This is a genomic window from Pseudomonas sp. yb_9, assembly GCF_043103635.1.
GTDB lineage: Bacteria > Pseudomonadota > Gammaproteobacteria > Pseudomonadales > Pseudomonadaceae > Aquipseudomonas > Aquipseudomonas monteilii.
The window spans coordinates 1-15080 of the sequence record NZ_JBICKA010000029.1 but is presented as its reverse complement, the minus strand read 5'-3'; the positions used below and the strand labels follow the sequence as shown (position 1 = coordinate 15080).

The window sequence follows — 15080 nt, the reverse complement described above, 5'->3', positions numbered from 1 at the left end:
ACCCAACCGCATGAACAACCCCACGCTTGAGAAACCTACCGTGAACACAGAGCTGCCTTCACCTTTGGCCGATATTCATGACCGCGTGATGGAAGCCTACTACGGCAAGCTGGGGGATCAGTTCATGCGCGAGACGCAGTCCCGCATCCACTGGATCTGCGCCCAGGTCAAAGGGCGCCGGATCCTGGATGTGGGTTGCTCGCAGGGCATCGTGCCCCTGCTGCTGGCACGTGAGGGTTGCCAGGTCACCGGTGTGGACAAGAATCCACAAGCAATTGAAGAAGCCAAAGGTTACCTGGCTGCAGAAGCACCCCACATCCAGCAAAACGTTACGTATATCAACTCAGACTTTCTCGCGCTGGATACGCTTTCGGCTGAACCGGACACCGTAGTTATCAGCGAAGTCCTCGAATACCTAGTACGCCCGGAGCTTATCGTCGAAAAGGCTTACGACCTGCTCAAGCAGGGTGGTCGGCTAGTGATCACCGTACCGTTCGGGATCAACAACCTTATTGACCACAAGCACACATTCTACCTGATGGAACCGTTCCGGCTGCTTGCCGAGCACTTGCAGATCATAGAAGTGAAGATGCTGGGCAAGTGGTTGGGTATTGTGGCCGTCAAGAGTGATGTGTACAAGCCGGGTAACGTCGACTCGCTAACTTTCGAACGTGTACGTGAGCTGGAAAAGGCATTTGAGTCGATTGAGCGCACCTTGCGCGAGGACCTAGGATCGATCGGTGCTGAACTGGCAGACGCCAACAAGAAATATAAGAGCGCCAGCGAGGAAATTGCCCAACTGAAACCTGAGGCACTGAAGGCCGAAGCGCTCTCTAGGCAGTTGCAAACGCGCGACGCTGATATCGAGGCACTGCAGAAATCCAATCTTGAAATTCTCGAATCCAAAGCTCAGCAAGAGCAGGAGCTGGAAGTAATCAAGCAAAAGCTGGACGAGGCAAACCTGAAATATCGCTCGGCTAACGAACTGATTGGTCAGCTTAAGCATGAAGCCCAGAAGGTTGATGCTCTTTCACATCAACTTGAGGTTCAGCAACTTGAGTTCGCGACGCTGGAGCAGTCTGCACGCCGCTCTTTAGAAGACAGTGCTAATAACGTACAAGCGCTGAACGAAGAGCTGACTTTGCTCAAATCCCAGCTAGGGGAAGCTAATCAAAAATGCGTTTCAGCGGCTGAGCAATATACACAGCTTGAGCAGCAGTTTGCAGCTTTTAAAGAAGCGCATCTCCAGAGCCTCGCTGTAACGGAGCAGCAACACAACGAGCTGAAAATCCAGAACAGCCAAGCAAACGATAAACTCAACGCCGCTAATGAAGAACTGAGCCACAAAGTTGCCGCCAATGCAGAACTCAATAGCGAACTGGAAGCACTGAAGCAACTGCAATCCTTAACCGAGGAAAAACTACAGAGCACTGTGCAGCGTTTCACTGCCGCGGAGGAGCGCGCGATTTCAAGCGCCGCGAGCCTGGCCACACTTCAGGTTCAGCATGATGAGTTGGTGTGTCAATTACGGGAGCTGTCCGAAGCAAACACACAGGCTCACCAAATTAATGCTACCCACTTGGAAACCATTGCCTCACTGCGTAAAAACCATACCGAGCTCGAGGCTGGGATGGAAAGACAAGGACAGCAAATGGGCAGTTTGTTGGCCCAGAGCCAGCAAGAAATAAAAAACCTGACCAACATTAACACGGCGCTGCGCACGCGCCAGGCTGAACTCGAAGCCGAAACGGAAAGCGAATTGGAGTATATGAAGGAATTGCAGGCTCAAAGCCAGCGCGCTAACGCAGCGCAGGCCGAAATCATCGCGCTGTTGAAAACTCGCCAGGTAGAGCTGGAGGTTGATCTTAAAGATCACCGACAGGCTATGAATGAACTGCAAAACCAGAGTTTCGCGCAGCAGGCATCACAGACTGAAATCATAACCGGACTGAAAATCCGCCAGGCAGAGCTGGAAGCTCAACTGCAGCAGTTTAGCGAAGCTCAAGCACGCGCTGAACGTGAACATACCGCTCAGGCGAATACTATTAATAGTTTAGTCGAGCATCGCAACAAATTGGAAAGTCAACTTCAAGTTTTGGAAGTTGCCAGCTCAGAAGCAAAAATTGCCAAAGTTGAGCACGCGGAAGCAATTGCCTCTCTCTCTCAGGCAAAGGGTGAGTTGGAAGAGCAGTTGGCGCTTGAAACAGCCAGTCGCCAAGCGGCTGAAGCGAGCCTCGCAGCCACCAACGAGCAGTGGCAGGTGCTTCGCATGCAGCTCGAGAGTGAGCTGAACTCGTCGAAGGCAGGTTTGGGGGCGGCCAACCTTAAGTATCGCGCCCTGAATGCGGAGCATATTCCGCAATTGAAGGCCAACCTCAAGCAACTGCTAGATCGAAACTCCGCTCAACAACGCAAAATTGATGAGCTGAACGCGAATCTGGAGCGTGCAAACACTCAGCGCCACCTGGCAGAGCAACGCCTCGTCAAGACACGCTCGAGTATGACCTACCAGCTGGGCTACCAGATCAAAAATAGCGCCAGCTCCTTGGGTGGACTGGTGACGCTGCCAGTGCGCCTGCTGCGCTTGTACCGTAAAGCTAGCCAGCAACGTCAGCAGAACGAGCAAAAGTTAATTGCAAATGAGCCGCTCAAGGCCCTTCTGCCACCGGCACCAGTAGTGCAGGATGAGAGCTACCTCAAGCTGCCAGAAGCCCTGCCGACCAGCGAGCAGAGCCGCTCCAGCCTGCTGCGCCAAGTCGACCAACCGGCAAGCCGCCTGAAAATGGCATGCGTAATGGACGAGTTCACCTTCGGCTCGTACCGCTATGAATGTGACCTGATGCAGCTCACCCCTGCCAACTGGAAAGCCGAACTGGAAAGCTTCCGTCCTGAGCTTCTGTTCATCGAGTCAGCCTGGCGTGGCAAGGATGAGCTGTGGGGGAGCAAAGTTGGCCACAACAGCCAGGAGCTGCAGGACATCCTGAACTGGTGCCGCCAGAACAAAGTGCCAACCGTATTCTGGAACAAGGAAGACCCGGTTCACTTCGAAACCTTCCTGACCACCGCCAAGCAGTTCGACCACGTGTTCACCACTGACATCGACTGCATTCACCGCTATAAAGGTGCGCTCGGTCACGACCGTGTTTACCTGCTGCCGTTCGCTTGCCAGCCAGCGCTGCACAACCCGATCGAGCTGTACGAACGCAAAGACGCATTCTGCTTCGCCGGCGCCTACTACGCCCGCTACCCAGAGCGTACCCGCGACCTGGGCAACTTCGTAAGCGAGCTGCCGAAGTTCCGCCCGCTGGAAATTTTCGACCGCAACTTCGGCAAAAACGACGCTAACTACCAGTTCCCCGAGGAATACCAGCCGTACATCGTCGGCACCCTGCCCTTCGAAAAAATTGACACGGCTTACAAAGGCTATCGCTACGCGATCAACCTGAACTCGATCAAGCAGTCGCAATCGATGTTCGCACGTCGAGTGTTCGAGCTGCTGGGCTGCAATACCATCACCGTCAGCAACTTCTCGCGCGGCGTGCGCCTGCTGTTCGGTGACTTGGTAGTCACCACCGATAACGGCGAAGAAATGCTGCGCCGCCTGCAGCTGCTGGCCGAAGACCCACTCAACAGTGACAAGTTGAAGCTCGCCGCCCTGCGTAAAGTGATGCAAGAGCACACCTACACCCAGCGCCTGGAATACGTGCTCAGCAAAGTCACTGGCACCGTGAAGGCTCAGCGCCTGCCGGAAATCGTGGTCGTTGGCGAAGCACAAGATCGTCAGCAGTTCGACATGCTGCGTGCCCACCTGAACCGTCAGACCTACAGCCAAGTGCGCATGGTCATCATCACCGATGCTTACCAGAGCAGCATCGTGAGCGACGACCCACGCATTCTGGTGCTCAAGCCTGCCCAGCTGAAGAAAACCAGCCTTGGCGAGCTGGTCGGCAATACACCTTGGGTTGCCGGCTTTGTACCGGGAGACTACTACGGCCCTAATTACCTGCTGGACCTGGCACTGGCAACCCGCTACAGCCAGGCACGGGTTGTGGGTAAAGCAGCCCACTTCAGCTGCAACGGGCAAAGTGCAAAATTGCAGTCCAATGGCTTAGCCTATCGCCCGGCTCAGTCGCTGAACGCACGTCGCTCGCTGGTAGCTACCGAAATCGTTGCCAGCCAGCCGCTGCGCAACTGGCTGAAGAGCCTGCCATCGCTGCAGTACACCCACGCGCAAGGCTTGGCAGTTGATCCGTTCAACTACTGCGAGAACGGGGCCGCACAGCACGAGGCCATCAGTACCCAGGTAGACGACCTGGAGCTGAACCTGGGCATGAGCATCGACCAGCTTCAAGCGCGCGCCCAGGCCATTGCGCCACTGGAAGACAGCCACGACTCACCGGAAATCACCGGCCGCGAGCTGGCTGACATGTTCGGTGCCAAACACAGCAAGTCCCTCAACCTGGCGGTCGATGTACACAACTGGCGGATCAGCTCCACGCTGGCAGATGGCAAGCACGAGTATGTGTACGCCCTCAAGGAGGTCAGCCTGGATCAGCTGAATCTCGAAGACAGGCAATTGAAGCTGTACCTCGATTGCACGCCTGGCCTGAACCTGCAACTGGTGGTGCTGTTCCTCGATGCTGAAAAGCAGCGGATCAGCCACGTGATGCAACATGCCAACCGCAACCAGACCTCCGAGGTACCGCCAGAAGCCGCCTTCGTGCGCTTCGGCCTGCGTGCCTACGCTGCTGGCAATACCGAGATCAAAGCGCTGGTGCTTGGCCACCGCGATCTGCAACCTTCGGAGATGCTGGGCCGCTCGAAGCATCTAGTGGTTACCAACCATTACCCGGCTTATGCAGACCTGTATCGCAATGGTTTTGTTCATAGCCGAGTGATGGCTTACCAAGAACAGAACGTAAACGTTGATATTTTCCGAATGCGCAAGCATGAAGCAGTCAGCTATCACGAGTTCCAAAATGTTGACGTAGTGACGGGTTGCCAATCCACGCTCGTCAAGATGCTGGAGACCGGTCAGTACAAGAGCGTGCTGGTGCACTTCCTCGACCCGGAAATGTGGGAGGTACTCAAGCGCTTCACTCACCTGGTTAAGGTAGTGGTCTGGGTACACGGTGCAGAAATACAGCCATGGTGGCGTCGCGAATACAACTACTCGGATGAAAGCCAGTTGGCAGTGGCGAAAGTCGAGAGTGAAAAGCGCATGGCGTTCTGGCGCGATACGCTGAGCAACATGCCTGCCAACTTGAAACTGGTCTTCGTATCCCGCTACTTCGCCGAAGAGGTGATGGAGGATGTAGGTTTCCGTATCCCTGAGGATCAGTACGAAATTATTCACAATCCTATTGATACCGATACATTCTCATACGTGGAAAAACCAGCCACCCAACGATTCAAAGTGCTATCCATTCGTCCGTATGCATCTGCCAAGTACGCAAACGACCTGAGCGTGGAGGCGATTAAGATACTGTCTAAAGAGCATTACTTTGAAGACATCGAATTCAGAATGATCGGGGATGGCGCTCTATTTGAGGAGACACTCTCAGATCTGCGCCAGTTCAAGAACGTAAAAATTGAACGTGGTTTCTTGAGGCACGAGCAAATCGCAGCACTACATAAAGAGTATGGTCTGTTCCTTTGCCCAACTCGAATGGATGCTCAAGGAGTTTCGCGCGATGAGGCCATGTCATCTGGCTTAATCGCAGTGACGAATGGCGTGACCGCGATTCCGGAGTTTGTCGATCATGACTGCGGCATTCTTGCAGATGCCGACAACGCTCAAATGATGGCCGACGGTATTAAAAAAATTATTGAATCGCCAGATCTTTTCAGCAAGATGTCATACGCTGCACATAAGCGGGTACTGAATCAAACCGCAAAAGGTCAGATCATTGAGCGTGAGCTCAATATCATTACCGCATAGCCTCCCTTAACCGACCACTGATAACGCAAGAACTGAAATCATGAACACTAAATTAAAAGTAACAGCAGCAGCCCTCCTCTCCCTCTCCCTCTTCGGTTGCGGCTCCGGCGAGGAAAAAAATGCCCAAGCTCCTGCGGTAGAGAAGGCCGTTAATACGTACGCGATCGTTCTCCCGAGTGGTGACACCCTGAACACCTCTGGCGACAGCTTCCGAGAGTATGACCGTGAGACGGCGGACGGCACGGTTAAAAACTATGAAATATTCTCCAACGCCATTGCAAAGACGACAGAAAACGCTGTGTACACTCAGCTCAAAAACCTCGGCTTCAAGCGCAGCGTAATGGAAGACAGCTCCACTCAGTTTAAGGTCCACTACAAGAAGGAAGGCTCTTCAACAATCGGCGCAATTTATACCGAAAGTGGCGAAAGCAGTGCTCCAGTTACCAAGATGAAGATGTATTTCAGTAAGTCCTGAAGTTAACTAAGAGCCCTCAAGAACTGAAACACTAAGTAGAACGATATAGGTAGAAAATTGACAAAGGTCGCGATGATTGTTTGGAATGAATTCGTCAATGACGCAAGAGTATTGAAGGAAGCTCAAACACTCGCGACCTCAAACTACGACGTTAAAGTGTTCGCGCTTCATACGCCGGGAAAAACTCTTCAAAATGAGGTCATACAAGAAAAACTTTCCGTGCGTAGAATTGCACGATCCCCTCTTTGGCGCTGGAGAAAGCCCACGTACAACGCTCATGCTCGCGAACCGGTTCAGAAAAAAGTTCCTGAGCAGGTTGACGTTTCCATTTTGAGATTGATAGCCAGGACCTGGACCCATTTGGGACTCTTGGTTAATATCATCTCATTCCGACCGGACGTCATTCATGCACATGATGTAAATACGTTACCAACCGCCTGGCTGGCAAAGCTGTTAACCGGTGCAAAACTGGTTTATGACGCGCATGAAATAAGCACTAGCCGCGAAGGGTACGCTCAGTTTAAAAAAACTGTAGCCCTCGTAGAAAAATATCTGATCCCGCGTGCCGCTGCAGTGATCACAACGACAGATACACGCGCTAAATACCTGGCCCGCTTGTATAAAGTGAGCCGCCCCCTGACGCTTCAAAATCGCCCTCGCTTCGTAGAAAGCGTTAAGAGTCGCATTCTGCATGAACAACTAGGTCTGGCGGAAGAGTGGCCAATCGTCCTTTACCAAGGTGGAATTCAAAGTGGCCGTGGCCTCGAAAAACTTGTCCGCTGCGCCAAGCAATTTGAACCATGCTATGTGGTTCTCATTGGGGGCGGCCGCCTGACCCAAAAGCTGTTTGATATCCGTGAATCTTTGGAGCTCCAGAGCGTAGTACATTTCATCCCGACTGTTGCACTTTCAGAGCTCCCTCGTTATACGGCCGCAGCTGATATAGCCGTACAGCCTATTGAAAATACGTGCTTTAATCACTTCAGCACTGACTCGAACAAACTCTTCGAATACATCATCGCGGGTGTACCCTCGATAGCAACAAATTTTCCAGAAATCCGGAAAGTTATAAATGAGCATCAAGTTGGAGTCCTGATCCCCGACAACGATGATGCAGCCTTAGTAGAGGCTGTAAACAAACTACTGGGCGATAGGAACCTGCGTACTTCCCTTTCGAAGAACGCGAAATTAGCTGCTAAAGCATTAAGCTGGGAGTCACAAGAAAATCTGCTCATAGGCCTTTATCAAAATATTCTGTCCAATCGCCAGGATAAAGTGGCCTAATCATGAATATCCTGATTTTGAGTTTTTACTACCCCCCTGATTTGTCAGCTGGTTCTTTCAGGACGAAGGCGCTGGTAAATTCGCTTTTGAAGGATACTGAAAAGCAAATAACCATTACTGTGCTCACTACGCAGCCGAGTCGATACAGAACATACTCCCCAACCGCTTCTTCTGTTGAAAACGCGGGAGCTGTAACTGTTAAGAGAATATCCGTCGTCCAGCGCGGAACGGGTATCATTGGTCAGGCGTTACTCTTCGCGCAGTATGCGCTAGGTGTGAATCAGGCAATCAAAGGTCAAACATATGACTTGGTCTTTGCTACCTCATCCAGAATGATGACCGCCACATTGGGTTCGTGGGTCGCTAGAAAGCTTGGCGCCAAGCTTTTTCTCGATCTTAGGGATCTGTTGGTCGACGCGCTTCCAGATATTTTGCCGATGCAATTAGGCCGCCCTGCCGCCTGGCTATTCCGTTACGTCGAGCGCTGGACCGTAGCTAAGGCTCAATCTGTAAACCTGGCATCTCCTGGCTTCGTTAATTACTTTGAAAAAAATTATCCCACCTTACCCTTCACATTGCACACCAATGGTGTTGATGACATATTCATTGAAAAGGCGTTTTCACTACCTGAACCCAATACTGCCAAGTTGAACATACTGTACGCTGGCAACATAGGAGTCGGCCAGGGCCTACACCACATAATCCCCCAGCTGGCCGCTCAGCTTGCGGACAGAGCGCAATTTATAATAATTGGTTGCGGCAGGGCGGCCAATCAATTGAATGCAGCGCTTGCACATTATAAAACAACCAACGTGAAGGTTATCGATCCGGTGAAAAGAGCAGATCTTATAAACTACTATCAAAATGCTGATGTGCTCTTCTTACACTTGAACAACTTGCCTTCACTGAAAACAGTCATACCTTCAAAACTGTTTGAGTATGCTGCAACTGAGAAACCCATCCTTGGTGGACTGAGTGGATTCTCAGCTGAATTCGCATCGAGCAATATTGCAAACATCGCACTTTTCGATCCATGCGATGTCCAATCTGCGATAAATGCACTTCACAAATTACATATCGGCATGACCGATCGAACAGATTTCATCAGAAAGTTTTCACGAAAAAACATTGTTAAAAAGATGGCAAATGAACTGCTGCAAAAGGCATAAACCTCAGCAGCAACTCAATTGCACTCTAGCCACTCACTCAATACATGACAAAACATGAATCTTTTAACAACCTTTAAAAACTGCAAACCTAAAAAAGTCAAACTTGCCTTTACCCAATCCGGTATTGAGTACATCTCAACCCTAGGCGAGTCTGAGCATGAATATATTTACTCTGAAATTTTAAACTTTTCAGAGTGGTTCAATGACCCGCTGTCTGCAACGTTCTCGCTTCTCTGTAAGCAAGGCAGCTCCGTCAGTGTAGCATTCTTTTTCTTTGACTCTGCTCACTCGAAGCTTGATAGTAAAATCTTCCCGTCGAACCAAATGATTTCTTTTTGCCCACCAGAAGGCACGGTTTATTTCCGTGTAGCCCTTCGGGTATATGGACCGGCGGAGGATGTTTTAATAGCGATGCTCACAGGTGACAATGACACTGTCCTGGCATTGATGACTAAATACAATAGCTTTAATCAAAGCCCGCTGCGCCCAGAAAGATTCACATACTCTGAAATTCAACCACTGATTTTTCTGGAGACTCTGTTTTGTGACACAGAGTCAAACGCTTCGGCGATCCAGAAATATCTAAGCTATTTTAAAGGCTTACTTGGCTTGATTGCCAAACAGCAATATCGTAATTTCATTTGGTTTATCCATATTTCCAGTGATAAAGGCCGAGCGATCGATGAAATTCGAAAGATTGTTGAACGACTGGATTTAAACAGAAACACTGTAATAAACATCTATGACCATCCTGTGGGCGGTTATCAGAACGAACATGAAACACATATTGATCGTCTCCGTCGACCTAACTCCTCTTACCCTGAACTGCGGGAGAAGATATTTGATAATGCCCTAGCGGCTGCCGGAATCGATCTGGGCGAGATTCCACCCGATCAAATTGTTGTTCGTATCGCGATCGATGATGACGATTTTGTATCGCCACATTACTTCACCAAGATCGCCGAACTGGCAGCCCAACAAGCACCCGAACTTAGCGACGAAACCCCACAGGCTGTCATAGGCATCAACCGTGTTTGGATTACCCATCTGACGCCTGGGGGTAACTCAGTCGTGCATGATGTTAAGTTCTCCAGAATGATGACAGGTTGCAAGTTCTCGGTCGCGCGCGGCATCATCCCTTTAACGCCATATGCAATTTACGAGCGTTTTGAAGCAGTTCAAAATAGTGCTGTTGGAGAAATACCTCACAAGATTTTCAGTTTGGACAAGCCGATATTCTCTTACAACCGCCATGGTGGAAACTACTCGAATCAGAACAAGAAGAGCTACTATGACGAGCATATAGCGACTCACCAGTTTAAGGATCACCAAGAACTTCTAGAGTTTATTGAGAACTTTTGACTTTATGATTGCCAAGAGTCCTTCACCCTTGGCAATCAATCGCTTTTCATCAATGAAATTGGAATGGCATCATGTCGCAATTAAGCGCTGAACTCAACCAAAGCATACGCTGGGCTTTCTCGCTTGGAAAAAAGCTTTTGAGAGCGGCGCCAGCTCATACAATATCAGTACAGATTATCTTTATTTTAAGCCAGGTGCTTCTCCTCCTGGCGTTCTTTCTTCCCCTGAAAGCCATCATCATCGTTAGCTCCGGGAGCATACCCAGTTACTTCCCCGGCATCATTAAAGTTTATTCACACAACACAGTTGTGATTTGGCTTAGCGCTAGCGCGCTTATATTTTTCACATCACATCTTATTTTTGAACTTTTCGCAAGCAAAGTTACGGCCAATGGCGCTCGCTTATTGATATCCAAAGCCAAGAAAATTGCGCTGTTCGACAACCAAGATTCGATCGCGATAAATGCCTATTCTAGATTTACACGCGGCCTAGCCGATTTACTTTTTTTCATCATAGCAGGCATTACACTTTGCATCTTCTACCCGCTTATATTTTTTTTAATTGCAGCTTGCAGCGTGTTTTTTGGTACAGCTATTTCAATTCTATGCGGCTATTCCAGTGGACTGCAGAAGATAGTTAAAACTCACTATCAGGAAGTCCTTAACTCGGCAAGCGGCTTTATTTTTCTGGTCACGTTCTTCGGTGTTATCGCAGATTTTTTATATTTCACTCCTCCTCCCGCATTTACAGCACTCATTTCACTTTTACTAGTAAGGCAGTCCTTACAGCGCCTGGTTGGCTTCTGCGTTAAGCTTATTCTTTTAAGGCAGCAGCACTGTCAAGTTAGCGCGTTGTTTTTCCACGATCGACCGTTACTCGTTGCGCCATCGCAGAAAGCAGAGAACATTCACGCGCTGCTGTCGAATGAACAACGTAATCTCTGGATTCCCGAGATACTGAAGCCTCTATTTCAAAATGAGTTCTCGATAGAAAATATTAAAAGCTTTCAACTCGGCTCTCCAGATATTTATTGCTATGAAACTCATTGCATCTCGAATGGCATAAAGCAAAATTTTATCATTAAATTGTACGACACTCTCCGCGAATACCCTGCCTCACAAGAAAGGTCGTTGCTGACAGAATTCCCTGGGATCCTCAGCCCAAAACTATTACGAACAGGACAAGTAAGAAGTTGCACCTACCACATTCTTGAATCGTCAAACGAACAGAAGATGGTCGGAAGAGAGTACTATAATAGATCGCTTAAATTTCATGCAGCACTCATGTCACTAACTCCGCCTAATGTTTTTCAAAAAAAATTTGAAAGATCCAAAAGCTATCTCGAATCAAGACTTAGCAGCGAAATGCTCAGAGAGCTCACTTTGCACGCCGTCAGTGATGAAGAGCAACAGAATGTTATCTCTTTGCTTGAAAGCTTTGACACAGTAAAACAGTGGCTTAGCCAGTCGCCTAGACAGCTGATATCATTCGATGTAACCCCTGACACCTTACTCATTGATGACAATGATAAACTTTCATGTGTGCATTGGGGCAATTGGCATTTAGAACCTCTAGGCGCAAACTGGCCAATCAGTGAGCATCAAAAACTGGCTGAGTCATTAGAACAAGCGGCGATTACCAGAGCAGGTTCGAGCTTTAGCTTTGAAGTGGCTAAGCTCGCTTCGTTCATGTATCTGTTCGAAAGATTCATGAATAAACGGGATTATCAGTCTGCACTGAATTTGATTCCTGAGATCCTTCTTTGTACGAAGACAGCCGAGGCCGTCAATGGTACACATTGATGACCTACTAGTCGGTTGAGCACAGATAGCAAAGCTAAGCTTAGATTAACCATGCGAGTGCTTTATGAAGATTGTTTTTTACAAAAATGAGCATGTTCGCGTTTTACCCTACCCAGGTGAAGATGAGAACTTAATAACTACTTTTGCCGACATGTTTATGCTGGAAAAAAGGTGATTCCTTTTTTGTTGAGAATCCAAGTTCGAAGCAGAATTTGAACGCCATTGGCTTTATGGCCAAGGATCATAATTGGTATCCATTAGAGAGCGATAGAAAAGCAGCGGAATGCATCAAAGGTATTCTTGATAAAGCAAAATTCGTAACCCTCTGTGGCGGCCTGATGGGTAGCCATGCTGAGCTGAAGTTCGCTAAATTGTTGAATGCCACCAAGGTTATTTCGTTAGCACCACAAATATTCTATCAATCCCAACACCATCAAAGGTCACCGATATAATTTCTATTTCAATCCGTAAACCAATGCTGACAATTAGGTTCAGCTCGAAAACTTAAGCGGAGAAATATTCATCACCCATGATCTGGTCTTCGAAGGTGACGACCAGCATGTTGAAACATTAAAAGCCTTGGGTACCCTATTACGTATCTTCCGCAGCATTTTTCGATGCACTGAGCTACCACAATTCTATTAAGCTCTTTCTTTATCGATGAGATAGTCAACGCCAATGAAATTAAGCCAGCCATTTTGCTTGGCATATACAAAGAGCGACGCCTCGCTGCCCCTAGTCATATTGAGAGCAGCGGAATACCTACTATGAAGACGCCCATCTGCGGTCTGGATGGCTTTTATCAAAAAAACTATCGAGAGACTTAATCAATGATAATCAGCGAATTCGAAAGGCACAGATAATTATCGAATTTGCGAGTCACTGAAGATAAGGAGAAATTTCGATAATGGAGCAAATTTCGGCGTATCCATCATAATTGCCCATAGCCACATGTTGACATACAACTCTTTAACGAAATTCTTTATGCAAAGTGATAAGGATTGCATCGCAAACTTACCGCTGCTTCATCCAATCATAATTGATGTCGATAGCGACTTAGTGAAAGTGAAACTTAACGAGGGGTAGTCGATTTTTGTCACACTACAAAAACAAGTGACCGACATACTTGATGGCAAAGACTATAACGATAGAAACTGTATCGTTTATAGGGAAAACTCTCACTATTATGCTATATACAGAGCAACTAATAATTCAAGCTTGTCGCTAAATGGCAAATGTGAATTTAACGTAGACCACGTCAGAGCTTAGGGAAAGCACCCAGCACTTACAGACTAAATTTTTTCAGCGCTAGGCTTGCTTTTCTCCCGCTCTCGATTTGAGGAGTGCCTAGCGCTATATAACAGCTATTTGCAAAATACTTAGCCTAAAACCGCTGCTTAAGCAAATTTTTCACCTGGCATTTTACAGCTAGCTTATTGCCAGCCTCATCCCTATAGAACACGAGTACTTCTAGACTTCCACTTTCGGCTGGAGCGACAAATTTAGCGCTCCTCGAACGTCCATACCATCGCACTTCGCGCCCAACACCTTCGACGAGTAGATAAAATGCAAAGTCTCCACCTTCTAACACAAGCCCATCTTTTTCGAGAGCAGAAGTAGCAAATACTTCCGCACCTGACCCATACGCTGTGGCACTGAGAACTAAACCGGAAGCAACCAGTGGACCTTTACACACTTGATATTGTTCAGGATGACTTCTGCGCTTTTCATCTAACAATTGCGCCAGGGCTTCCTTATAATAACCCTCACAATAGTGAAACGGTGATTCTCCCCACCGATGGCTTTCATCAGCAGATAAGAATTCGGGAGCAAAAGTTAAGAACTGAGATGCTTTCACTTCTGTGCTGAGTATATCGTACATCCATGCCAGCTCTGCGTTTGCTTTTCCAATAGATGCCTGAGCAACCGGGAATTTAGTAGCTGAATCAAACTCGAACCGGCTTGCCCAAAACACTCTATTCACAACAAGATTATCAAGTTTATTAAGCTGCCTTAGAAGCGCGATAAAACATCTCATGCCCTCAAGCCACAAACCTCGCCTCTCGGGGGTACCCTGAGGGATGCTCCTGAAACTCGACTTCTCAAGCTCTTTTAACAAACCACTTTCTACAAGCTCATTTGAATGCGTAATGAGCTCACCCGTCTCCAAGGCAAGAACATCAAACCGCTCATCAATAAGATCAATAAGAATAATATCAGCTTCTCTAATACTTGCTTCAGCATTTAGCAAGCCTTTAGAAAAATCATTAGCAACCATACGGCGCCGAAAATCTGATGATATATTTTCCAAGACCTTATCATTCTTATATGCCTCACTGCACAGTGCTGCCATAGAAGATCTTGCGAAGTACGTCGAAAGATTAAATTCTCGACTCTCCTCGAGGTTAAATATATCCCTCGAAACACAACTTCCATAAATAAATAGATTCATCAGGATCGCAAGACCTCCCCTAAACCACCGCTAAAACCAAACCAAAAATCCGATCAAGGTACCTACCATGTACTGACACTCTATTAACGCCAGCCTCTCCCGCTCACCTCGAGAGCATAGCAGAGAATTTGTTGGAAATCACCACCCACACATACCATCAACAGTAGCACTTCGGGGGCCATAACGGCCAAACGAATTTCTCACTCTTAAGAAATTTGTGCATCCGCTCGCAAAATATAACTTTCAACCGAAATTTTTATTGATGTTACTCCCATACACCATCGACCACTCAAACTCACCGCACCTTATATCTTGGGAGTTGTTTTAATTATAGTACATAGCCAGTAACCAAACATCAAAAACATTCGCGAGACTGAAGACTTTCCCGGGCTTATATCAATAGCACCCGCATTCGGTGCCGAATTGGCATTAGCTTCGGGCAGCTTCCTTAGCACTTACATAGGAAAAACTCTCTCTGTAAAACCCATGGTTGCTATTGGTCTGGTTTCTTTCTCTTTGTACCTATGGCATTGGCCTGTCTTAGCGTTCTATCGCTATGGCTTTGGGGAACCTGATGCACTTGGCTACTTTATAT

Annotated in this window: 7 protein-coding genes; 6 read left to right on the top strand and 1 reads right to left on the bottom strand. The window is 48.0% G+C overall.

Annotated elements, in window-relative coordinates:
• Positions 1–10: 10 nt before the first annotated feature.
• The 6 genes from ACF8MI_RS07610 to ACF8MI_RS07585 all read left to right on the top strand — a co-directional run bounded on the left by ACF8MI_RS07610 (position 11) and on the right by ACF8MI_RS07585 (position 12033).
• Positions 11–5941 carry a glycosyltransferase gene (locus ACF8MI_RS07610; RefSeq protein ID WP_392517447.1) on the top strand — a complete coding sequence of 1977 codons (5931 nt, stop codon included), beginning with the start codon at positions 11–13 and terminating at the stop codon, positions 5939–5941.
• Between the two features lie 40 nt (positions 5942–5981).
• On the top strand, positions 5982–6416 hold the full coding sequence (locus tag ACF8MI_RS07605; RefSeq protein WP_392517446.1) for a hypothetical protein: 435 nt from the start codon (positions 5982–5984) through the stop codon (positions 6414–6416).
• Between the two features lie 57 nt (positions 6417–6473).
• On the top strand, positions 6474–7700 hold the full coding sequence (locus ACF8MI_RS07600; RefSeq protein WP_392517445.1) for a glycosyltransferase: 1227 nt from the start codon (positions 6474–6476) through the stop codon (positions 7698–7700).
• 2 nt (positions 7701–7702) lie between these two features.
• Positions 7703–8869 carry a glycosyltransferase family 4 protein gene (locus ACF8MI_RS07595; protein ID WP_392517444.1) on the top strand — a complete coding sequence of 389 codons (1167 nt, stop codon included), beginning with the start codon at positions 7703–7705 and terminating at the stop codon, positions 8867–8869.
• Between the two features lie 54 nt (positions 8870–8923).
• Entirely contained in the window at positions 8924–10231 is a 1308-nt protein-coding gene (locus ACF8MI_RS07590) for a hypothetical protein (RefSeq protein WP_392517443.1), read from the top strand.
• A 71-nt stretch (positions 10232–10302) separates the two neighbouring features.
• Positions 10303–12033 carry a hypothetical protein gene (locus tag ACF8MI_RS07585; RefSeq protein WP_392517442.1) on the top strand — a complete coding sequence of 577 codons (1731 nt, stop codon included), beginning with the start codon at positions 10303–10305 and terminating at the stop codon, positions 12031–12033.
• Positions 12034–13417: 1384 nt separating this feature from the next.
• Here ACF8MI_RS07585 and ACF8MI_RS07580 read toward each other — a convergent pair.
• Positions 13418–14485, bottom strand: a complete 1068-nt coding sequence (locus ACF8MI_RS07580; protein WP_392517441.1) for a DUF6270 domain-containing protein — start codon at positions 14483–14485, stop codon at positions 13418–13420.
• Positions 14486–15080: the final 595 nt, after the last annotated feature.

What these genes read in the sequence shown, in the direction of transcription:
- ACF8MI_RS07610 (WP_392517447.1), top strand. Translation starts at nt 11, where the DNA reads ATGAACAACCCCACGCTTGAGAAACCTACCGTGAACACAGAGCTGCCT.
- ACF8MI_RS07605 (WP_392517446.1), top strand. Translation starts at nt 5,982, where the DNA reads ATGAACACTAAATTAAAAGTAACAGCAGCAGCCCTCCTCTCCCTCTCC.
- ACF8MI_RS07595 (WP_392517444.1), top strand. Translation starts at nt 7,703, where the DNA reads ATGAATATCCTGATTTTGAGTTTTTACTACCCCCCTGATTTGTCAGCT.
- ACF8MI_RS07590 (WP_392517443.1), top strand. Translation starts at nt 8,924, where the DNA reads ATGAATCTTTTAACAACCTTTAAAAACTGCAAACCTAAAAAAGTCAAA.
- ACF8MI_RS07585 (WP_392517442.1), top strand. Translation starts at nt 10,303, where the DNA reads ATGTCGCAATTAAGCGCTGAACTCAACCAAAGCATACGCTGGGCTTTC.
- ACF8MI_RS07580 (WP_392517441.1), bottom strand. Translation starts at nt 14,485, where the DNA reads ATGAATCTATTTATTTATGGAAGTTGTGTTTCGAGGGATATATTTAAC.